The 20,548-nt window shown below is 42.9% G+C and carries 19 protein-coding genes, 1 pseudogene and 1 riboswitch; of the genes and pseudogenes, 7 read left to right on the forward strand and 13 right to left on the reverse strand.

Annotated features, from left to right (window positions below):
- Nucleotides 1-56: 56 nt before the first annotated feature.
- The 4 genes from spx to uvrA all read right to left on the reverse strand — a co-directional run bounded on the left by spx (nt 57) and on the right by uvrA (nt 7,539).
- Nucleotides 57-455, reverse strand: a complete 399-nt coding sequence (spx, locus tag RWP09_RS01305) for a transcriptional regulator Spx (RefSeq protein ID WP_000591165.1) — start codon at nt 453-455, stop codon at nt 57-59.
- Between the two features lie 134 nt (nt 456-589).
- Nucleotides 590-3,250 (reverse strand): magnesium-translocating P-type ATPase, encoded by a 2,661-nt coding sequence (gene mgtA / locus RWP09_RS01310; RefSeq protein WP_314433147.1) that lies wholly within the window; start codon nt 3,248-3,250, stop codon nt 590-592.
- Nucleotides 3,251-3,444: 194 nt separating this feature from the next.
- A riboswitch (M-box (ykoK) riboswitch) is annotated at nt 3,445-3,596 on the reverse strand.
- Between the two features lie 57 nt (nt 3,597-3,653).
- The gene (locus tag RWP09_RS01315) at nt 3,654-4,715 is read right to left on the reverse strand and encodes a Xaa-Pro peptidase family protein (protein WP_314433148.1); all 1,062 of its coding nucleotides are present in this window, start codon (nt 4,713-4,715) and stop codon (nt 3,654-3,656) included.
- Entirely contained in the window at nt 4,708-7,539 is a 2,832-nt protein-coding gene (gene uvrA / locus RWP09_RS01320) for an excinuclease ABC subunit UvrA (protein WP_314433150.1), read from the reverse strand. Before uvrA ends, RWP09_RS01315 begins: the two co-directional genes overlap by 8 nt.
- A gap of 131 nt (nt 7,540-7,670) precedes the next feature.
- On the opposite strand from uvrA, the gene RWP09_RS01325 reads away from it, so the two are divergent.
- From RWP09_RS01325 to RWP09_RS01340, 4 genes are all read left to right on the forward strand, one after another.
- Entirely contained in the window at nt 7,671-8,615 is a 945-nt protein-coding gene (locus RWP09_RS01325; protein WP_000815623.1) for a magnesium transporter CorA family protein, read from the forward strand.
- Nucleotides 8,616-8,626: 11 nt separating this feature from the next.
- Nucleotides 8,627-9,304, forward strand: a complete 678-nt coding sequence (locus tag RWP09_RS01330; protein ID WP_314433153.1) for a DUF1129 domain-containing protein — start codon at nt 8,627-8,629, stop codon at nt 9,302-9,304.
- 246 nt (nt 9,305-9,550) lie between these two features.
- The gene (locus RWP09_RS01335; RefSeq protein ID WP_314433469.1) at nt 9,551-10,585 is read left to right on the forward strand and encodes an LD-carboxypeptidase; all 1,035 of its coding nucleotides are present in this window, start codon (nt 9,551-9,553) and stop codon (nt 10,583-10,585) included.
- 105 nt (nt 10,586-10,690) lie between these two features.
- Complete coding sequence (locus RWP09_RS01340; RefSeq protein WP_000166114.1) at nt 10,691-10,954, forward strand: SemiSWEET family transporter; 264 nt, start codon at nt 10,691-10,693, stop codon at nt 10,952-10,954.
- Between the two features lie 84 nt (nt 10,955-11,038).
- Here the strand turns inward: RWP09_RS01340 and RWP09_RS01345 are convergent, their stop codons facing one another.
- The 3 genes from RWP09_RS01345 to mutL are packed head-to-tail and all read right to left on the reverse strand — an operon-like array spanning nt 11,039 to nt 14,170.
- The gene (locus tag RWP09_RS01345; protein ID WP_314433155.1) at nt 11,039-11,602 is read right to left on the reverse strand and encodes a DNA-3-methyladenine glycosylase I; all 564 of its coding nucleotides are present in this window, start codon (nt 11,600-11,602) and stop codon (nt 11,039-11,041) included.
- Between the two features lie 9 nt (nt 11,603-11,611).
- On the reverse strand, nt 11,612-12,205 hold the full coding sequence (gene ruvA / locus RWP09_RS01350) for a Holliday junction branch migration protein RuvA (protein WP_314433157.1): 594 nt from the start codon (nt 12,203-12,205) through the stop codon (nt 11,612-11,614).
- Nucleotides 12,206-12,220: 15 nt separating this feature from the next.
- On the reverse strand, nt 12,221-14,170 hold the full coding sequence (gene mutL / locus RWP09_RS01355) for a DNA mismatch repair endonuclease MutL (protein ID WP_314433160.1): 1,950 nt from the start codon (nt 14,168-14,170) through the stop codon (nt 12,221-12,223).
- 205 nt (nt 14,171-14,375) lie between these two features.
- On the opposite strand from mutL, the gene RWP09_RS01360 reads away from it, so the two are divergent.
- Together RWP09_RS01360 and RWP09_RS01365 are read left to right on the forward strand one after the other, a co-directional pair.
- Nucleotides 14,376-14,816 (forward strand): LytTR family DNA-binding domain-containing protein, encoded by a 441-nt coding sequence (locus RWP09_RS01360; RefSeq protein WP_314433162.1) that lies wholly within the window; start codon nt 14,376-14,378, stop codon nt 14,814-14,816.
- A complete protein-coding gene (locus RWP09_RS01365; RefSeq protein WP_314433164.1) occupies nt 14,813-15,271 on the forward strand; it encodes a DUF3021 domain-containing protein in 459 nt (152 codons plus the stop codon). Before RWP09_RS01360 ends, RWP09_RS01365 begins: the two co-directional genes overlap by 4 nt.
- Before the next feature lie 45 nt (nt 15,272-15,316).
- Here RWP09_RS01365 and nrdI read toward each other — a convergent pair whose 3' ends face one another.
- The 3 genes and pseudogenes from nrdI to RWP09_RS01380 form a co-directional block, all read right to left on the reverse strand.
- The gene (nrdI, locus tag RWP09_RS01370; RefSeq protein ID WP_314433166.1) at nt 15,317-15,781 is read right to left on the reverse strand and encodes a class Ib ribonucleoside-diphosphate reductase assembly flavoprotein NrdI; all 465 of its coding nucleotides are present in this window, start codon (nt 15,779-15,781) and stop codon (nt 15,317-15,319) included.
- 77 nt (nt 15,782-15,858) lie between these two features.
- Complete coding sequence (locus RWP09_RS01375; RefSeq protein WP_314433167.1) at nt 15,859-16,392, reverse strand: ABC transporter permease; 534 nt, start codon at nt 16,390-16,392, stop codon at nt 15,859-15,861.
- A 60-nt stretch (nt 16,393-16,452) separates the two neighbouring features.
- Nucleotides 16,453-16,653 (reverse strand): annotated as a pseudogene (locus RWP09_RS01380) (helix-turn-helix domain-containing protein); the annotation flags it as partial.
- 154 nt (nt 16,654-16,807) lie between these two features.
- Between RWP09_RS01380 and RWP09_RS01385 the strand changes: the two are divergent.
- Complete coding sequence (locus RWP09_RS01385) at nt 16,808-17,377, forward strand: MptD family putative ECF transporter S component (RefSeq protein WP_314433169.1); 570 nt, start codon at nt 16,808-16,810, stop codon at nt 17,375-17,377.
- A 29-nt stretch (nt 17,378-17,406) separates the two neighbouring features.
- Here the strand turns inward: RWP09_RS01385 and RWP09_RS01390 are convergent, their stop codons facing one another.
- Genes RWP09_RS01390 through RWP09_RS01400 form a run of 3 tightly spaced genes read right to left on the reverse strand, consistent with a single transcriptional unit; the run spans nt 17,407 to nt 20,528 of the window.
- Nucleotides 17,407-18,099 (reverse strand): methionine ABC transporter permease, encoded by a 693-nt coding sequence (locus RWP09_RS01390; RefSeq protein ID WP_314433171.1) that lies wholly within the window; start codon nt 18,097-18,099, stop codon nt 17,407-17,409.
- Between the two features lies 1 nt (nt 18,100).
- A complete protein-coding gene (locus RWP09_RS01395; RefSeq protein WP_314433174.1) occupies nt 18,101-19,162 on the reverse strand; it encodes a methionine ABC transporter ATP-binding protein in 1,062 nt (353 codons plus the stop codon).
- Nucleotides 19,155-20,528, reverse strand: coding sequence for a M20/M25/M40 family metallo-hydrolase (locus RWP09_RS01400; protein ID WP_314433176.1), 1,374 nt, complete (start codon nt 20,526-20,528; stop codon nt 19,155-19,157). The genes RWP09_RS01395 and RWP09_RS01400 overlap by 8 nt, the downstream gene beginning before the upstream one ends.
- Nucleotides 20,529-20,548 lie beyond the last annotated feature (20 nt).

Genomic DNA, 20,548 nt, shown 5'->3' on the forward strand with positions numbered 1-20,548 from the left:
ATCATTTTTGAATCAAAAGAGTAAACAAGGCTAGGAAGCACTCCCAGCCTTGATGTTTATAGAGCTGCACGCAAACGTGCTTCTGCATTTTCTACATTACGGACAGAGCGTGGTAGGAAGGCACGAATATCGTCTTCCTTATAGCCAACTTGCAGGCGTTTCTCATCTACAAGGATTGGGCTCTTTAAAATTCTCGGTGTTTCCATAATCAGATTGAGTACTTCATTGACACTCAAATCTTCAATATCCACTCCAAGGGCTTTGGCATAGCGATTTTTAGATGAAACGATGCTGGCTATTCCATTATCTGTTTTGGTTAGAATATCCAGTAATTCTTCCCTCGTAATTCCTTCTTTACCAAGGTTTTGTTCTTTATAACTTAACTGGTGGGCATTGAGCCAGGTTTTTGCTTTTTTACAGCTAGTACAACTTGAGACTGTATAAATTTTAATCATGTACCTACCCCTTTCGCTACATGTTACTATCAGTTTAGTCTATTATACCATAAAAAACATCCGACTTGCGACCTATTTTTAAATTTTTTGACTTTTTTCGTCATTTTCGTACTTTTTTCTTGACAAAATGAAATTTACAGCCATTCTTTATATTTCTTGATATAGATTTTTTTCACAATTGTCACGCTAATCATATACAAAATAATGATGAAAAGTAAAGAGATGAAATAAATCGGTTTTAAAGGAGTGAGATGAAGAAGGCTTGCGAGTGGACTGTAGGGAAGGAAGGTCACAAAGGCTGCAGCCAATAAGGTTGTCACAAGGACTAGCCAAGCTGGACGACTTTGTAAAAAGGGAATTTTGGCTGAACGCAGCATATGGATAACCATAGTCTGTGACCACATGGACTCGATAAACCAACCTGTCTGGAACAAGACAATAAAGCCTACGGCCGACTCTGCTCCATGAACATAGGCATGACCTGTCGTCATGGGTACAATGATAAAATAGAGCAAAATAAAGGTCAAAATATCAAAAGCAGAAGAAATAGGACCCATCCAAACCATGAAACGTGTAATAGACTTGGCTTCCCATGTATGCGGATTTCTCAAAAAATCTTTGTCCACCTTGTCAAAAGGCAAGGCAATACAAGACAAATCATAGACTAGATTTAGGATAATCAAATGGACTGGTGCCATTGGTAAAAATGGTAAAAAGATTCCAGAGACCAATAGGGATAAGATATTTCCAAAATTAGAACTCACTGTCATCTTGATATATTTGGTCATATTAGCATAGACCTTACGCCCTTCAACAAGTCCTTTTTCAAGTACCATGAGATCCTTATCAAGTAGGATAACATCAGCTGTTTCTTTGGCAATATCTACTGCTGTATCAACAGAAATCCCCACATCTGCAACTTTCATAGAAGGAGCATCATTGATTCCATCTCCCATATAGCCGACAGCATGACCATTAGCCTTAAATTGCAAAATAATCCTTGCTTTTTGGTCAGGAGAAAGTTTGGCAAAGACTGTTACCTCCTCTACGGCTTGGGCCAATTCTTGATCACTCATCTGATCAATTTCAGACCCCAACAGCATCTGATTGATATCCAAACCAACCTTTTCACAGACTGCTTGGGTAACTTTTTCGTTGTCTCCCGTCAAAATCTTTGTTTGAACCCCATGTTCTAACAAAGCCTTAATTGCTGGTGCTGCAGATGGTTTAGGAGGATCTAGGAAGGCTAAATAACCAGTTAGAATCATATCCCCTTCGTCATCAACTGTATAGGCATGACCTTCCCTTAAACCTGACTTATAGGCCACTCCCAAGACACGCAAACCTTGTTGATTGAGTTGTCGGACTTCCGCTAATATTTCCTCTCTAATAGTATCTGTCAAGGGAGTAATCACTCCTTGGTATTCCGCATGACTGGAAATCGCAAGCATTTCCTCTAGGGCACCCTTAGTTACCAAACTAACAACTTCGTGTTCATCCTTAACTATAACACTCATCCGTCTACGTTCAAAATCAAAGGGCAATTCATCTATTTTTTGAAAGGTTTGATCTAGATTTTGCAAGAGGGCGTGTTCTTTGGCTTCCTTTTCAGTCCGTTTAATGATGGCTCTGTCCATCAAGTTTTTCAAGCCCGTTTGAAAATAAGAATTGAGATAAGCTCGTCTCAAGACAGTCAAATCCAAGCGTCCGTGGATGTCCAAGGGATATTCTAGAACGATTTCATCTTGGGTTAGAGTTCCTGTCTTATCTGTACACAAGATATCAATCGCCCCTAAGTCCTGTATGGCATTGAGTTTTTTGATAACCACTTTTTCCTTAGCCATGATAATGGAGCCTTTTGCTAGACTGGCCGTGATGATCATAGGAAGCATCTCAGGTGTAAGCCCAACACCAACACTCAAGGCAAATACGCCAGCTTCTAACCAATCTCCATCTGTTAAACCATTGGACAAGAAAACGACGGGCACCATGACCAACATCAAGCGAATTAAGAGCCAAGAGATACTATTCATCTCTCGCTCAAACGAAGTGGGCTCGTCATAGGTGTTCAGAGTCTGCTCAATAGCCCCCATCATGGTATCATCACCAACCGCCAAAACCATGGCCTTGGCACTACCAGATAAGACATTGGTTCCCATAAAAGCCAAGGATTCGGCTTCGAGAAGACTATCAGATTGTTGAACCGTTGCCTTGGTCAAGGCCAATTTTTCAACAGAATCACTTTCGCCTGTCAAGCCAGACTGTTGTACAAAGAAATCGCGCGACTCAAATAAAAGAAGATCTGCTGGAATCATGTCTCCAGCGCTTAATTTAACCACGTCACCTACTACCAAATCATCGATAGGTACTTCTTGGATTTCTCCTTGACGAATGACTGTCGCTGTGTTGACAATCATTTTTGAAAGATTGGTGGCTGCCTTGTCACTGCGGAGTTCTTGGACAAATCGAATGCCTCCAGAAATGAGAACTAGGACAACAATGATAATGGAAGTCGTCGGATCCTCTTGACCTGGTTTTGCCAACCAGACATTGGTCACTAAGGAAATCACGGCGATAACCAGCAAGATGATTGTAAATGGATTGATAATAGATTCGTAAATCTTTTTGAGGATACTGTCTTCTTGGCCTTTGGTAATCACATTTTCGCCATAGAGGTCACGATTTTTTTCGACCTGTTCCTCTGTCAAACCGTTTAAACTGGTATGATAAAAAGTTAGACTCTCGTCTAAAGGGACTTGAATAGCTGTTGCTAATCTTTCTTTTGTTGTTTTCATTGGTTTCTCCTATCTGTATGAATGATGTGTTTCATACACAGAGACCAATCACTTTATAAGGGCAGAACGACACAAATCAGCGATTGGCTGTGTATGTGCGGTTCCGGATGGTCGTCAATTTGCATCGTCTGTCTCCTTTCTTTGTTTTAAACAGTAGAAAATCCCACCATAAAATGGCAGGATTAAAAAACTAAATATCTGTTTTTTCGTTCAAGCTTTAACTCCATAGGGCAATGTAATGAGCTTAGTCTTAGCCTTCGCGACCAAAACTGTTGACCAACGAGTAGTGTCTCCACTGCTTTGCGGTAGTCATCCGTATCCCTATGGTAGCCTCACCTACCGTTTTCGTCTTTCAGTATAAACCTTTAAATTTTAAAAGTCAATCATTTGAATTGTTTGACTCTTAAATGACTATCAACTCTTTTGGAGCCAAGGTCAATAATTCACAACCTGTCTCTGTAATCAAGATATCATCCTCTATACGAACACCGTATTTACCTTCGATATAGATACCTGGCTCATCGGTCAAGGTCATACCTGCCTTAATAGTTTCTGTAGAAGTCTGGCTAAAGTAAGGCTCTTCATGGATATCCAGGCCAATACCGTGCCCAATACCGTGGGTAAAGTAGTCACCATAACCTGCCTCAATGATAATATCACGAGGGATTTTGTCAAAGTCACGGAAACCTAATCCTGCCTTGGCTTGATCGATCAAGGCTTGGTTGGCTTTGAGAACTGTATTGTAAATCTCTGCTTGCTCGTCGCTGACATGCCCCAGATAGATAGTCCGTGTCATATCGCTGACATAGTGGTCATAAAGGCAACCGAAGTCCATGGTAATAGCTTCTCCCAATTCCACTGGTTTGTGCATGGGATGGGCATGGGGTTTAGAAGAGTTAATACCGCTAGCTAGGATAGTATCAAAAGACAAGCCAGATGCTCCTAACTCACGCATGCGGAAGTCAAGGAAGTTGGCAATTTCAATCTCTGTCTTTCCAGGTTTGATAAAGTCAAGCGCATCACGGAAAGCTTGGTCTGAGATAGAACAAGCCTTGCGAATAGCTGCAATCTCTGCCTCATCCTTAATCATTCGAAGACCTTCAACAAACTGAGTTTGCGGAAGCAAGTCCAAACCTGCAAAAGCTGCCTGCATACGGTGGTAATAATAGACCGAAATCTCATCCTCAAAACCAATTCGAAACAAGCCCATGTCCTTAACAATTCCTGCAATGACAGCCAATTCATCGCGGTCAGCCACAATCTCAAACCCACTGGTTTCTTGCTTGGCTGCGATGATATAGCGAGAGTCTGTCACTAAGACCTGACGGTCACGGCTGATAAAAACTGTTCCGTTCGAACCCCAAAAACCAGTCAGGTAATAGACGTTTTTAAGATTATTGATGATAATGCCATCCAGTTCTTTTTCTTGCATTTTAGTGAGAAATGCTTGTACACGTTTATTCATGATGTAACTTTCCTTTCAAATACTGTCCTGTGTAGCTGGCTTCGTTGGCAGCTACTTCTTCTGGAGTTCCCGTTGCGATGATGGTTCCACCACCGACACCGCCCTCGGGACCCAGGTCGATAATATGGTCTGCTGTCTTAATGACATCCAGATTGTGCTCAATGACAAGGACTGTATTGCCATCGTCAACAAAGCGAGCTAAGACTTTAAGCAAGCGAGCGATGTCCTCAGTATGAAGCCCTGTCGTCGGCTCATCCAGAATGTAGAAAGATTTTCCTGTCGAGCGTTTGTGGAGTTCGCTAGCCAACTTCATACGCTGGGCTTCTCCCCCAGAAAGAGTAGTAGCTTGTTGCCCTAGCGTTACATAGCCCAGCCCCACATCCTTGATGGTCTGGAGTTTGCGTTGAATTTTAGGAATGTGTTGGAAAAATTCTACCGCATCGTTGACCGTCATATCCAAGACCTGCGAGATATTTTTTTCCTTGTAGTGAACTTCTAAAGTTTCACTGTTGTAGCGGGTTCCGTGGCAGACTTCACAGGCAACATAAACGTCTGGCAAGAAGTGCATCTCAATCTTGATAATCCCGTCACCTGAGCAGGCTTCACAGCGACCACCCTTAACGTTGAAACTGAAACGACCCTTCTTGTAGCCTCGAATCTTGGCTTCATTAGTCTGAGCAAAGAGATCACGTATATCATCAAAAACTCCCGTATAGGTAGCAGGGTTGGACCTCGGTGTTCGTCCGATAGGGCTTTGGTCAATATCAATCAAGCGGTCTACATGCTCAATCCCTGTAATAGTCTTAAATTTACCAGGCTTGTCTGAATTACGGTTGAGCTTCTGGGCAATGGCTTTTTTGAGGATACTGTTGATTAAGGTAGATTTCCCTGAACCCGATACCCCTGTCACCGCGATGAATTTTCCAAGAGGAAAGCGAGCGGTAACATTTTGCAAATTGTTCTCACGCGCTCCTGTCACTTCGATAAAACGACCATTACCAACACGGCGTTCTTCTGGTACTTGAATGGCACGTTTACCTGACAAGTACTGGCCTGTGATAGACTTGCTGTTGCGAGCCACCTGCTTGGGCGTACCTGCAGCGACAATCTCCCCACCAAAAACACCTGCACCAGGACCAACGTCAATCAGGTAATCCGCCTCGCGCATGGTATCTTCGTCGTGTTCCACCACGATGAGGGTATTACCTAAATCGCGCATCTTTTTCAGACTGGCAATCAGGCGGTCATTGTCTCTCTGATGAAGACCGATTGACGGCTCGTCTAGAATATAAAGGACACCTGATAGGTTGGAACCAATCTGGGTCGCCAAGCGAATACGCTGACTTTCCCCACCCGAAAGGGTTCCTGCCGAACGCGACAGCGTCAGATAGTTAAGGCCCACGTTATTAAGGAAGGTCAAGCGGTCCTTGATTTCCTTGAGAATAGGACGGGCGATGATGGCTTCATTTTCAGACAGGGTCAGCTGGCTCACTAATTCCAAATGATCTGCGATAGACAGGTCTGAAATTTCTCCGATGTGTGGCCCTTGCTGGCCACCCACACGGACAGACAAGGCCTGGTCATTGAGACGATAGCCGTGACAGGTTCCGCAGGTCAGCTCATTCATGTAAAGACGCATCTGGGTGCGGGTGTAGTCACTATTGGTTTCGTGGTAACGACGTTTGATATTATTAACAACTCCCTCAAACGGAATATCGATATCGCGCACGCCACCAAATTCATTCTCATAGTGGAAATGGAATTCCTTGCCATCTGAGCCGTAGAGAATCAAGTTCTTATCTTCTTCTGACAAGTCCTCAAAAGGCTTATCCATATCCACTCCAAAGGCTGTCATAGCTTGTTCCAGCATATTTGGATAATAGTTAGAAGAGATAGGATTCCAAGGTGCTAAAGCTCCCTCACGTAGCGTTTTGCTGGCATCTGGCACTATCAAATCAGTATCCACCTCCAGCTTGATGCCCAAGCCATCACACTCACTACAAGAACCAAAAGGAGCATTGAAAGAGAAGAGACGTGGCTCTAACTCTGGAACAGTAAATCCACAAACTGGGCAGGCATAATGCTCAGAGAACAACAACTCAGAGTCGTCCATGGTGTCGATAATGACATAACCTTCTGCGATACGAAGGGCAGCCTCAATGGAATCAAAGAGACGACTACGGATACCCTCCTTGATAACAATACGGTCAACCACAACATCGATATTGTGTTGCTTGCTCTTAGACAGCTCTGGCACTTCGGTCACATCATAGACCTCCCCATCCACACGGACGCGGACATACCCATCTTTCTGAATCTTTTCAGTTACGCTCTTGTGCTGTCCTTTTTTCTTGCGGATGACAGGAGCTAAAATTTGCAGACGTTGGCGTTCTGGCAATTCCAAGACCTTATCTACGATTTGCTCCACAGAAGAAGCCTTGATAGCCCCATGCCCGTTGATACAGTAAGGCGTCCCCACACGCGCGTAGAGGAGACGCAGATAGTCATTGATTTCAGTCGTTGTTCCCACCGTCGAGCGAGGATTTTTACTAGTCGTTTTCTGGTCGATGGAAATAGCTGGGCTGAGGCCATCAATGGCATCTACATCCGGCTTCTCCATATTTCCCAAGAATTGACGAGCGTAGGCTGACAAACTCTCTACATAGCGACGTTGTCCCTCCGCATAGAGGGTATCAAAGGCCAGACTGGATTTCCCTGAACCTGACAAGCCAGTCACAACAACCAACTTGTCTCGCGGAATCTCCACATCAATATTTTTTAAATTATGGGCACGCGCCCCATGAATGACAATTTTATCTTGCATCTTTGTTCTTTCTAGTCCATTATTGCTTACCATTATACCAAAAAAAGTGAAATTCTATTACCCAAAAGGCTGAATTTATAGTATAATAGTACGGTGTGAAAAAATCTGAAAAATGAGAAAGGATAAGGGATATGAAACAAGTTTTTCTCTCTACAACAACTGAATTTAAAGAGATCGATACGCTTGAACCGGGTACTTGGATCAATCTCGTCAATCCGACTCAAAATGAATCACTCGAAATCGCTAACGCCTTCGATATTGATATTGCCGACCTCCGAGCACCGCTCGATGCGGAAGAAATGTCTCGTATTACCATTGAAGACGAGTATACCCTGATTATCGTAGACGTTCCAGTCACAGAGGAAAGAAATAATCGCACCTACTACGTCACCATCCCGCTTGGTATTATCATCACAGAGGAAACCATTATCACTACTTGTTTGGAACCATTACCGGTCCTCGATGTCTTTATCAACCGTCGATTACGTAATTTCTACACCTTCATGCGTTCGCGTTTTATCTTCCAGATTCTCTATCGCAATGCAGAGCTTTACCTAACAGCCCTTCGTTCGATTGACCGCAAGAGTGAACAAATCGAAAGTCAACTGCATCAATCAACTCGTAATGAAGAATTGATTGAGCTCATGGAATTGGAAAAAACCATCGTCTATTTCAAGGCTTCCCTCAAAACAAATGAACGTGTGATTAAGAAATTGACCAGCTCAACCAGCAATATCAAGAAATACCTTGAGGACGAAGATCTGCTTGAAGACACCCTGATTGAAACCCAACAGGCCATCGAGATGGCAGACATTTATGGAAACGTCTTGCACTCTATGACAGAGACCTTCGCCTCTATCATTTCTAACAACCAGAACAACATCATGAAAACCTTGGCCCTTGTGACCATCGTTATGTCCATCCCAACCATGGTCTTTTCTGCCTACGGGATGAACTTTAAGGATAATGAAATCCCCCTAAATGGCGAACCGAATGCCTTCTGGTTAATCGTCTTTATCGCCTTTGCTATGAGTGTCTCGCTCACTCTCTATCTCATCCATAAAAAATGGTTCTAAGAGGAGTTCCTATGTCTCAGATTGATCTACAAAAATTAACAAAGAAAAACCAAGAGTTTGTCCACATCGCTACCCAACAATTCATCAAAGATGGGAAAACAGATGCTGAAATCAAAACTATTTTTGAGGAAGTTATTCCCCAAATCCTTGAAGAGCAAGTCAAAGGTACGACTGCTCGCTCCCTCTATGGCGCACCAACTCACTGGGCGCATAGCTTCACTGTCAAAGAGCAGTACGAAAAAGAGCATCCAAAAGAAAATGATGATCCAAAACTCATGATTATGGATTCAGCCCTTTTCATCACTAGCCTCTTTGCTCTCGTCAGCGCCCTCACAACCTTCTTCTCAGCAGATCAAGCTATCGGTTACGGTTTGATTACCCTCCTATTAGTTGGACTGGTTGGTGGATTTGCCTTCTACTTGATGTACTACTTTGTTTACCAATACTATGGACCAGATATGGACCGCAGTCAACGTCCACCTTTCTGGAAATCTGTACTGGTTATCCTAGCTTCTATGTTCCTTTGGTTGCTTGTCTTCTTTGCAACAAGCTTCCTACCAGCTAGCCTTAACCCAGTACTTGCTCCATTGCCACTCGCTATTATCGGAGCAGCCCTCCTAGCCCTTCGCTTCTATCTCAAGAAACGCTTGAACATCCGCAGCGCAAGTGCAGGACCAACACGTTATTAAGAAGAATCATAAAAGCAACTGCAGGCGCGGTTGCTTTTTTGCTACTTTCTTGATTTAAAAGCATTCTTCTGAAATCCCACATAGCTTTCTCTTATCTTTTGTGATAAAATAGGCTCATACTCAATGAAAATCAAAGAGCAAACTAGGAAGCTAGCCGCAGGCTGTACTTGAGTACGGCAAGGCAAAGCTGACGTGGTTTGAATTTGATTTTCGAAGAGTATCAATCTATTTCTAGGAGGATGAGATATAGTTTCTACTATTGGTATTGTTAGTTTATCTAGTGGCATTATCGGAGAGGACTTTGTCAAACACGAAGTGGACTTGGGTGTCCAACGTCTCAAGGACCTGGGACTCAATCCTATCTTTTTGCCCCATTCGCTAAATGGATTAGACTTTATCAAGAACCATCCTGAAGCTCGTGCAGAGGATTTGATGCAAGCCTTTTCTGATGATAGCATCGACATGATCCTATGCGCCATCGGTGGAGACGACACCTATCGTTTGTTACCCTATCTTTTTGAAAATGACCAACTAGAAAAAGTTATCAAACAAAAGATTTTTCTTGGTTTCTCAGATACAACCATGAACCACCTTATGTTGCATAAACTAGGTATTAAAACTTTTTATGGTCAATCCTTTTTAGCAGACATTTGTGAATTGGACAAGGAAATGCTGACCTATAGCCTTCACTACTTTAAAGAATTGATCGAGACGGGAAGAATCTCAGAAATCCGCCCCAGTCACGTTTGGTATGAGGAACGAACCGACTTCAGTCCCAAGGCTCTAGGAACACCTCGTGTCAGTCATGAAAATACTGGTTTTGAACTGTTGCAAGGAAATGCCCAGTTCGATGGAGAAATCCTCGGTGGTTGTCTCGAATCCCTCTACGATATCTTTAACAACTCTCGATACGCAGACAGCACGGAGCTCTGCCAAAAGTACAAACTTTTCCCTGACTTATCAGACTGGGAAGGAAAGATTCTCTTGCTAGAAACAAGCGAAGAAAAGCCTGAGCCAGAATATTTCAAAAAGATGTTGCAGACTTTAAAGGAAACTGGGATATTCGCGGTCATCAGTGGACTCCTGGTCGGAAAACCTATGGATGAAACTTTCTATGACGACTATAAAGAGGCACTACTGGATATCATTGACAGCAATATCCCGATTGTCTATAATCTGAATATCGGCCACGCAACTCCAAGAGCCATTGTCCCCTTTGGCGTTCACGCCTATGTAGATACAAAGGAGCAAATCATTCGCTTTGACTATAACAAAAAATAAATAGTTTCTCTATTTTTATGCTTTTGTATTGGTTTTCGTTACAATTTGTATCTGAATTTATTGCATTTCGCTAATTTCTATGATATCCTTTTAAAGGAGGTGTATATGACAAAACAAAAAATTAATCGAATCGTAGGTTCTATTGGTGCCTTTATTGGAATTATAGTATTTATTGCCTACATACCTCAAATTATCGCTAATTTACAGGGAAATAAAGCTCAACCATTTCAACCTTTATCAGCTGCAATATCTTGCTTAATCTGGGTTATTTATGGATGGACAAAGGAACCTAAGAAGGATTGGATACTAATCATTCCAAATTCAGCTGGTGTTATTTTAGGTGGAATCACTTTTCTGACTTCACTCTAACCAATCTAATAGTATATATAAAAAGCTGGGAAAAATTTCTCAGCTTTTTTCTATATTCTCAGATATGCTAGTTACCTGTACACACTAGTGACCGCTTTTCCATTCACAATCATTCTCGTGGTCATCAACTAGCCCTGCTGCTTGTAGAAAAGACAAGACAGCGACTGGGCCTGTGAACTTGAAACCTCGTTTTTTGAGATCTTTGGCTAATTTTTCAGACAAAGGTGTTTTAGCTGGGGCTTGGCGGTAATCGGGAACATCGTTAACGACAGTTTTCCCCTCAACAAAAGACCAAAGATAGGCATCAAAAGAGCCGTACTCTGCCTGTAGTCGTAGAAAGGCTTGGGCGTTAGCGCGTGTAGCAAAAATTTTCGCTCTATTTCGAATGATGGCTGGATTCTCCAGCAAGTCTTCCAGTTCGGTGTTGGTCATCTCTGCGACTGCGTGAATTTGATAGCCATGAAAGGCTTCTCGGAAAGCTTGACGTTTGTTTAGCACCGTTTCCCAAGATAGGCCTGCCTGATATGTTTCCATACACAATAACTCAAACAATGCTTGCTCATCATGGAGGGGCTGACCCCACTCCTCATCATGATAGGCAATGTAGAGCGGATTGGTCATCTTGACCCACGAACAACGTTTTGTCATGCTCTGCTCCTATTTGACCAACATTTTAAGGGCCGACTTGATATAGTTCTCAGCTGTATCTGTCGTTCCTTCAAAGAATTTCTTGATTTTCTTGAGCTCAGTTGCCTTGTATCCTAACGCTAACATGGCTTCCATAGCTTCTTCCAGTTCTTGGTTTTCAGCGCTTGCTTGCACTGCCACCTTAGCAGGAAGGTCATCTCCTGCAACTACTACCTTGCCTTCCAAGTCCAGCACCATCTGCTGGGCTGTTTTCTTGCCAATTTTAGGGAACTTGGTCAAGTAGGTGATGTTCTTGGTTTCGATGGCTTGAACCAAACCAGCATTGTCATCAGCAGCGATAATAGCAAGAGCTGATACAGGACCAATCCCAGAGACCGAAATCAGACTAAGAAAGAGCTTTTTCTCATCTTCTGAGCGAAATCCATAAAGCAGATGGACATCCTCACGTACGACCTGATGCACATAAATTTGAACTTCTTGTTTAACCTGACCTGAGTAGGCATAGGGATTGGCCACATGCAGGATATAACCAATACCGTTGGTTTCAAGAACAATGTATTTGGCAGTGATTTTGGTAATAATTCCTTTTAAATATTCGTACATAGTTTTCCTTTTAGTTTAATATTTCCCCAACTCACGGAGACTGGTGTGATTTTCCTGAATGCGTCGGAACATCTTTTCCATATCCGACTTGGTAAAATGCACCAAAACAGGACGTCCGTGGGGACAGTTGTAGGGATTGTCACATTGAGAAAGCTGATAGAGGAGCTGTCTAGCTGAATGGTCATCGATACGGTGATTGGCCTTGATAGATCGCTTGCAGGACATCATAATAGCCAGCTCTGCTCGATATTTCTTGATAGAAACTTCCTTGGTCAAGAGTAGCATATCACACATCTCATAGATGCCTGATTCAATCTCTTCTTCTGCCATCCAAATAGGATGTTCACGTAAGATGAATTGATTTTCTCCGTACTCTGCTAGAAAGACGCCCACTTCCTCTAAAAGTGCCATTCTTTCCTTGAGACGCAGGGCATCATCCGCTGGAAATTCAAAGATGTAGGGCACTAGGAGTTGCTGTTGACTTTGGTCAACATCACCAATGCTTTCACGGTACTCCTCGTACTTAACCCGTTCCTGAGCCGCATGTTGGTCTATGATGTAGAGCCCATCTCGCCCTTGGGCAAAGAGATAAGTCCCATGCATCTGTCCGAAAAATTCCAATTCTGGGAAGCTGGATGATTCTTCTCGCTCCAGCTTGTCATAAGCCTTATCAAGACTAGCTAGATCTAGCTCTGGATGGTCTAGTTGCTCATAGTTAGCAGGCTTTCTCTCTGCAAAATGCAGTTTTGCTGGCTTGGTTAGCTGATCCAAGGTTTCCTTGGCAAATAAAGTCAAATCCTGTCCTTCATCAGTCAATTCTACCTGATAATCAGCCACCTCAGCTTGACTAGGTCTTGACGGCTCACTTTTCTCATAGTAGAGCGTATTTTCTTTGAGTGGGAGAATAGTTTGCTCCACCTTCTCACGATTGCGCACAGTAGATTTGGCAAGATTTTCCAAGGCATCAGGTATCAAAGTTTGTTCCTTAAGACTGTTTGCAATAGCTTCTGAAACCAGGGTCATCAGTTCTTTTTCCTTGGAAATCCGCACCTCTTGCTTGGTTGGATGCACATTGACATCCGCTAGATAAGGGTCGATATGAATGTGAATGACAGCCAGTGGAAAACGACCTACCATGAGCTTACTACCATAGCCGTCAAGAATAGCACGATTGAGTAAAAAGTTCTTGATATAACGACCATTGATAAAAAGACTGATATAGTTGCGGTTGGCTCTAGTTAACTCAGGCAAGGACACAAAGCCAGAAATTTCGAAGTCTAAGTCAGAGTTCTCAATTTCAATCATCTTCTTTGCACTCGCCAAACCATAAATCCCTGCGATAGCTTGGCGCAGTTGACCAGTTCCTGCTGTTCGCGTCATTTCCTTGCCATCACTGATTAAACTAAACGAAATTTCAGGATGGGCTAAGCCCAGACGGTTGACAATATCAATGATATGAGACAACTCCGCTTGCTGGCTCTTCATATACTTGAGGCGGGCAGGCGTGTTGAAAAAAAGGTCCTCCACACAAACCTTGGTTCCCACAGGACTAGTCGCTGGGATGACTTCTTCAACTTCTCCCCCACGCGCGACTAACTTGGTTCCATGACTAGCACCATCCACCGCCGTCAACAGAGTCAAGACACTAACAGACGCTATAGAAGGCAAGGCTTCACCACGAAAACCAAGCGTCCGAATTCGAAAAAGATCTGCTTGATTTTTTATCTTACTGGTCGCATGGCGACGCAGAGCCAGCTCTACCTCATCGTGGGCAATTCCATGACCATTATCTGTGATTTGAATTTTCTTGAGACCAGCTTCCTCAATCTCAATGATAATCTGACTAGAGCCCGCATCAATGGCATTTTCTACCAGCTCCTTAACAACGCTAGCTGGACGCTCGATAACCTCTCCAGCCGCAATCTGGTTTGCCAGCACCTCTGGCAATTCAATAATATGAGACATCTTTCAGCCCCTTTCTGTATCTATTTTCCTAGAAATTGATTAGTGCTATTATACCATATTTCAGAAAGGACAGAAAAGCTCCACCACATAGGAGCCAAATCCCTCCACATAAACAAAGTCCCTTGTCAGGTGTCGTAAAATAGTGTTTAATAAAGGTGTACAAGAAGTGATCACAATTTTGTATGAAAAACAAGGAGAGAAATTTATGAAAGTAGAACTACAGATTAGTGAAACTTACGAAGAGGAAAAGCTGATTGTTCAAGCACCTCAGCCGACAGATAAAATCCAGAAAGTCATCGAGTTCGCAGAAAATCTGGATCTAACAGAAAAAATCAAAGGGAAAATCGATAATCAAGTCTATCTCGTTGAGATTGGTAAGATACAACGCTTCTATATCGAGAATCGGAAGGTTCTAGCAGAAACGGCTAGTCAGACCTACACCATTGATTTACGGCTCTATCAGATCCTTGAACTTTTGCCAAGCAATTTTATCCAAATTTCCCAATCAGAACTCATCAATATCAACTCCATCTCTCATCTCAAGCTCACGCCCAACGGTCTGGTTGAAATTTTCTTGAAAAACGAAAGCTTCACCTACTCTTCACGTCGTTACCTAAAAACCATCAAGGAGAAATTAGAACTATGAAAAAACAAGTATTTCACGACGCAACCGCCGGTGTCCTCATCGGCCTCATCCTCTCTATCCTCTTTTCATTCATCTACGCCCCAAACACCTACGCCCCACTGAGTCCCGAGTCTCTGATCGGGCAAGTGATGGTGCAATATCAGGTTCACGGTGCCTTGGTCTTGCTCTACTGCACACTTATTTGGGCAGCTATCGGTATTCTCTTCAACTTTGGCAAGCGATTATTCAGCCGTGACTGGAGCTTGCTCCGTGCGACTCTGACTCATTTCTTCCTCATGCTGGCTGGCTTTGTCCCACTAGCAACCCTAGCAGGTTGGTTCCCCTTCCACTGGAATTTCTACCTCCAGCTCATTATCGAGTTTGCAATTGTCTACCTCATCATTTGGACTATTTCCTATAAAAGAGCATCAAAAAAAGTAGACCATATCAATCAACTCTTGGAGCATAGAAAGTAAGAGTTCTGATAAAACTTCCTAGGATAAAAAAAGCCAAGCCGAAGCTTAACTTTCCAAATCATACAAATCTGCGATAATCGCTGCGACACGTTTGATATCTCCCAGCATGCCTCGCATTTCAAAATCAGCCAATACAGGGAAACCAAAACGTTGACTGTATTGCTTAGCTGTCAGGCAGTATTGGTTATTAAAGTTACGATTTCCTGAACCAACCACACCAAAACACTTACTAGCATTGTCACCATAGGCGATAAAATCCCCCACCGGTGTCGTCAATATCTCAACATCTCCGTTATCCACGCCATTCCCACCTTCAAGGTAGGTCGGCAGAAAAGTGACGTAAGGATGGTCCATTTCATAAAAATCTTGGCCTTCCTTGACCAAATCCTTGATATGAATCTTTTGAACCTCAATCCCCTCGTACTGGGACAAGAGATAGTCTTTCAGGCGTGTCACAAAACTCTCGGTATTCCCACTCAGACTGATATAAACTAAAGAAATTGTCTTCATATTTACCTCCATGATTTTATCTATAATCGAAAAATAACTACCAAGATTGTAACTTGATAGTTATTTTTTGTCAATACTTAGGCAAGTTCTTCTGTTTCCTCTTCTTCTGCCGAGGCTTTCTGTTGACGCCAAATCTTATAGAAAACAAGGGCTAGGAAAAGAACATTGATGACGATAGAGAGAATGCTAACGGCTTGTGAAATAACACTTATCCCTAAACGCATTGTTTCATCGTGAACTAACTGCACAGCGTCCTGTAAACCAACATAGCCATAAATCGAACCAATAATGGCTAGCAAAACATAGCCGACATAAGTATAGTTTGCATATTGCAAATTCTTACGAACAAGGAAGACAATCGCTACTACCACTAAAATAGCAGATAGCACAATCAAGGCCATATTAAAAATAGAATGAGTTGATTCTGCTACTCTATAGGTGTAATTAAGCTGGTCTTCTAATTGCTGAGCACTGACCCCTGCAACTTGTTTCTGAGCGGCACGAAGAGCTTCTTTGCTAGGTAAGGGACTCAACATTCCAAACAGAGACATTGCTGAAATAAGAGCAGACAAGATTAGCAAGACCCATAGATAAATCGGTTTCTTTTTCATGATAGAACCTCCTGATATTATTATTTATATTATAACACCTTTTGTAAGGGAATACAAATCTTATAGTATAGTTTCTACCTGTTTTCTGTAGGCTTTGGGAGACTTTCCGCACAATTTTCGGAACACTTTATAGAAATATCCAACGTTACTGTAACCAACAGCATAACAAATATCTTCGATACTGTCACTAGTTGAAAGCAAAAGTTGTTGGGCAGCCTTAATGCGTTGTTTGTTTAGTAGATAGGCGAAGATTGAATTTGTTTAAGCCTTACAGTAAAACAATCTAACCATCTACTATTAACAAATCTATAAAAAATTTAGTTTGACAAACAAACAATAACATTTTCTCCCCATTTACAATCCCATCAAACCGTGGTACAATGAGAATTATGAAAAATTTATCAGGAGACAGTTCATGAAAAAATCTATCTTAACTACACTGCTTTTCGCAGTTCTTTACTTCCTCTGCATGGGGATTGGTGTCCTTTTGGGCAATCTCCTCGACCAAACTGGAAACATGTTTTATGCGCCTGCCTTTACTGCCCTTGTCGGCGGTAGTGTCTATATGATCTTGATCGCAAAAGTTCCGCGCTTTGGAGCCATTACAACTATCGGCCTTGTCATGGCCCTCTTTTTCTTGGGAACTAAACACGGTGCTGGTGCCTTCCTTCCTGGAATTATCTGTGGCCTCCTAGCAGATGGAGTAGCTCATTTAGGAAAATACAAGGACCAAACAAAGAACTTCCTTTCTTTCGTTATTTTCGCTTTTAGCACATCAGGACCAATTCTACTCATGTGGATTGCACCCCAAGCCTATATGGCAACCCTTCTAGCAAGAGGAAAATCCCAAGAATATATCGACCGTATCATGGTCGCGCCAAACCCTGGAACCGTTCTTCTATTTATCGCAAGTATTGTCATCGGAGCCCTATTAGGTGCTTTGATTGGACAAGCCTTAAGTAAAAAATTTGCACAGAAAATCTGATTACTAAAAAAGAGCCACGCGGCTCTTTTTTATTTATGGCTCAATTTTTTGGTCAAGAAATCTCCCAAGAATTGGATTACAAAAATAATCAAAATGATAATGATGGTTGCCAAGATGGTCACATCGTGATTGTAGCGGTTAAATCCATAAGCGATGGCCACGTTACCGATACCTCCAGCTCCAACCGCACCGGCCATAGCTGTTTCCCCAACAAGGGAAATCAAGGTCACAGTCGTCACACGAATCAAATCTGGAAGACCTTCTGATAGGTAAACACCTACGATATCCCAGAATGTCGCTCCGCTAGCTTGAGCCGCCTCAATGACACCGCCATCCAATTCAGCCAAGACAACCTGTACCTGACGGGCAAAGAAGGCAAAGACTGCAAAAGAAAGTGGCACAAGGGCTGCATTAGGCCCGATACTAGTCTTAACAATCAAGTGAGAAAGTGGAGACAAGATTGCCAAGAGGATGATGAAAGGAACAGCACGGAAAATAGAGGTAATCTTATCCAAAATCCAGAAAACGACCTTATTCTCCAAAACACCACCTGGCGCTGTCAAGACGAGAAAGAGACCTGCCACTAACCCCAAGAACCCTCCGATGATGAAAGAAAGAACTGTCATATAAAGGGTTAGGTAGATGGCTGTTCCCCAGCCTGCTTGACCAGCCCAGCCCATTTTATAGACATTTGGTAAATAGGTTTGAATCAATGATTCCATCTTACTGTCCTCCCTTCAATACTTTTAACTGCACACCAGCCTGACGAATGGCTTCCTGGGCACCTGCTAGCGCTACTTTTTCACCCGACAAGACCACAACCAATTCTCCAACAGGAGTGCCATCGAGGATTTCGATATTCCCATAGAGGATATTAGCTGTTACTTGATATTGCTTGTACAATTCATTCAAAAGCGGCTCGTCTGTTGAAGCACCTGCGTACTTGAGTTGCACCAAGAGGCTGTTTTCAGACAAATGTTCCACGATTTCTTGCTTCTCAATCTTAACCATGGCTTCATCAATACCTGTGGCTGTTGAGATAAAGTCTTGGGTCAGGGGTTGTTTAGGGTTTGAGAAGATTTCAAGGACACTTCCCTCTTCAATCAAATGCCCATCCTGCATAACTGCAACACGGTTGGCAATGTCTTTGACAATCTGCATTTCATGCGTAATCAAGACAACTGTCAAGCCTAATTTTTGGTTCAAATCTTGTAACAAGGCCAAAATCTGCTTGGTTGTCTTCGGATCAAGGGCAGAAGTTGACTCGTCTGAAATCAAGATTTTTGGATCATTAGCTAAGGCACGCGCAATGGCTACACGCTGTTTTTGCCCACCAGATAGTTGTGAAGGGTAGTTTTCAGCACGGTCTGCCAAACCAACCAAGTCCAACAACTTAGCTACTTTAGCCTTCTTTTCTTCCTTGCTGAGTCCAGAGTGTTTAAGGGCAAAGGCTACATTCTCCTCTGCTGTCTTTTGGCTCATCAGATTGAAATGCTGGAAAATCATTCCGATATCTTGACGTTTACGACGCAACTGCTCGGCCGTCAAGGTGACCTTACCATCAAAAATCACATCGTCGTCAATGGTAATTTTCCCTGCAGATGGTTTTTGCAAGAGGTTAATCACCCGTACAAGGGTTGATTTCCCTGCTCCAGAATATCCAACGATTCCGTAGATATCCCCTTCTTGGATGTGAATAGTCACATCCTTGACCGCTGTGATCGTTCTCTTCTTTTGATGAAAAGTCACATCGATCTGATCTAACTTGATAATGTCTCTACTCATAGCTTCTAATCAGCTCCTCTACTAATTCAATATGGGTGTAGTAATCGGCGATTCGCACATTTTCATCTCCACCGTGGTCTCGACTATTGGCATTTCCTAAACCGAAGGCCACCATTGGCACCTCTAAGGCATCAAATACCGTATGCATAGGCCCTGTCCCAGCTGTCGTCGGCAAGACCGAAACTCCCTGTGGATAGAATTTCTTGGCCAACTCGATTACGTTGAGAATGGCTGGCGCGCTCATATCGCTTCGATAGCTCATCTCTCCCAAGGTATAGTATAATTCTACCTTATCAAAGCCATTTTTGTCTAGCTGTTTCCGAATTTTTTCCAGAACATCATGCGGTTCTAGACCAGGAACCAAACGAACCTCTAGCTTAGCACTGGCTTCTGCAGGTAATATCGTTTTGACTCCTTGTCCTTGATAACCTGACTGAATCCCTTCGATATTAAGGGCTGGCTCGAAAAAGAAACGTTTTAGAAAGGCTGCACGGTCCTCTTGTAAAAGAGGCAATTCCAAACCATAAATCTGGCTGATTTCCCCTGGATTGCGTTGGGCATAGGTATCCACCAAGGCTAACTCGCGTTCATTTGGCTCTTGTACATCATCGTACAAACCTTCAACCAAGATACGGCCATCTGTGGCACGAAGAGACTGTAGGGCTTGAAGGAGGTACCAGGGAGCTGACTCCACAACCCCACCATAACTCGAATGGATATCGACATCAGCGCTTTTTACCTTGGCATCAAAGGTCACAATCCCCTTATTTCCACCAGAAATTTCTAGCTGTTCCAAGGCATTTTTGGTCCCTTGTTCCCAGACCAACAAATCCGCTCCACGGAGTTTGTCCGCATGTTTTTCCAAATACTTATCCAGGTCTGTCGAAGCCGATTCCTCCGCACCCTCCATGATAAAACTAATATTGACAGGCAAATCATCATGGTCCTGCATGTATTTTCTCAAAGCACTCAAACGAGCTGTGATATGACCCTTGTCGTCGTCAACCCCACGCCCATACATAAAACCATTGCGCACCGAAAGAGTAAAAGGCTCCTCTGTCCACACCTGATCCCCATCCGCTGGCACAGTGTCATAGTGGTTATAGAAAATCAAGGTTTTTGCATCTGGGCGCGAACTCTTGAAATGCGCCATAACAAAGGGCGCCGTATAAGTCTCATCAATCTCCACTTTAGCACCAACACGCTTGAAAATCTCACCCAGATAATTTGCGACTTCCTTGAGTCCAACCTGCTGGGCAAAGACCGACTTCTTAGAAATCAAGGTACGCAAAACCTCAAAATAATGCTGGGCTACATGATCATTTTCAAATTTTTCAATTTGTTCTTGTTCGCTAGGAAAAACCATATTCTCTCTACCTTTCTATG

Origin of the sequence: uncultured Streptococcus sp., from assembly GCF_963521255.1 — a bacterium.
Classification (GTDB): domain Bacteria; phylum Bacillota; class Bacilli; order Lactobacillales; family Streptococcaceae; genus Streptococcus.

What these genes read in the sequence shown, in the direction of transcription:
- spx (WP_000591165.1), bottom strand. Translation starts at nt 455, where the DNA reads ATGATTAAAATTTATACAGTCTCAAGTTGTACTAGCTGTAAAAAAGCA.
- mgtA (WP_314433147.1), bottom strand. Translation starts at nt 3,250, where the DNA reads ATGAAAACAACAAAAGAAAGATTAGCAACAGCTATTCAAGTCCCTTTA.
- RWP09_RS01315 (WP_314433148.1), bottom strand. Translation starts at nt 4,715, where the DNA reads ATGAATAAACGTGTACAAGCATTTCTCACTAAAATGCAAGAAAAAGAA.
- uvrA (WP_314433150.1), bottom strand. Translation starts at nt 7,539, where the DNA reads ATGCAAGATAAAATTGTCATTCATGGGGCGCGTGCCCATAATTTAAAA.
- RWP09_RS01325 (WP_000815623.1), top strand. Translation starts at nt 7,671, where the DNA reads ATGAAACAAGTTTTTCTCTCTACAACAACTGAATTTAAAGAGATCGAT.
- RWP09_RS01330 (WP_314433153.1), top strand. Translation starts at nt 8,627, where the DNA reads ATGTCTCAGATTGATCTACAAAAATTAACAAAGAAAAACCAAGAGTTT.
- RWP09_RS01340 (WP_000166114.1), top strand. Translation starts at nt 10,691, where the DNA reads ATGACAAAACAAAAAATTAATCGAATCGTAGGTTCTATTGGTGCCTTT.
- RWP09_RS01345 (WP_314433155.1), bottom strand. Translation starts at nt 11,602, where the DNA reads ATGACAAAACGTTGTTCGTGGGTCAAGATGACCAATCCGCTCTACATT.
- ruvA (WP_314433157.1), bottom strand. Translation starts at nt 12,205, where the DNA reads ATGTACGAATATTTAAAAGGAATTATTACCAAAATCACTGCCAAATAC.
- mutL (WP_314433160.1), bottom strand. Translation starts at nt 14,170, where the DNA reads ATGTCTCATATTATTGAATTGCCAGAGGTGCTGGCAAACCAGATTGCG.
- RWP09_RS01360 (WP_314433162.1), top strand. Translation starts at nt 14,376, where the DNA reads ATGAAAGTAGAACTACAGATTAGTGAAACTTACGAAGAGGAAAAGCTG.
- RWP09_RS01365 (WP_314433164.1), top strand. Translation starts at nt 14,813, where the DNA reads ATGAAAAAACAAGTATTTCACGACGCAACCGCCGGTGTCCTCATCGGC.
- nrdI (WP_314433166.1), bottom strand. Translation starts at nt 15,781, where the DNA reads ATGAAGACAATTTCTTTAGTTTATATCAGTCTGAGTGGGAATACCGAG.
- RWP09_RS01375 (WP_314433167.1), bottom strand. Translation starts at nt 16,392, where the DNA reads ATGAAAAAGAAACCGATTTATCTATGGGTCTTGCTAATCTTGTCTGCT.
- RWP09_RS01385 (WP_314433169.1), top strand. Translation starts at nt 16,808, where the DNA reads ATGAAAAAATCTATCTTAACTACACTGCTTTTCGCAGTTCTTTACTTC.
- RWP09_RS01390 (WP_314433171.1), bottom strand. Translation starts at nt 18,099, where the DNA reads ATGGAATCATTGATTCAAACCTATTTACCAAATGTCTATAAAATGGGC.
- RWP09_RS01395 (WP_314433174.1), bottom strand. Translation starts at nt 19,162, where the DNA reads ATGAGTAGAGACATTATCAAGTTAGATCAGATCGATGTGACTTTTCAT.
- RWP09_RS01400 (WP_314433176.1), bottom strand. Translation starts at nt 20,528, where the DNA reads ATGGTTTTTCCTAGCGAACAAGAACAAATTGAAAAATTTGAAAATGAT.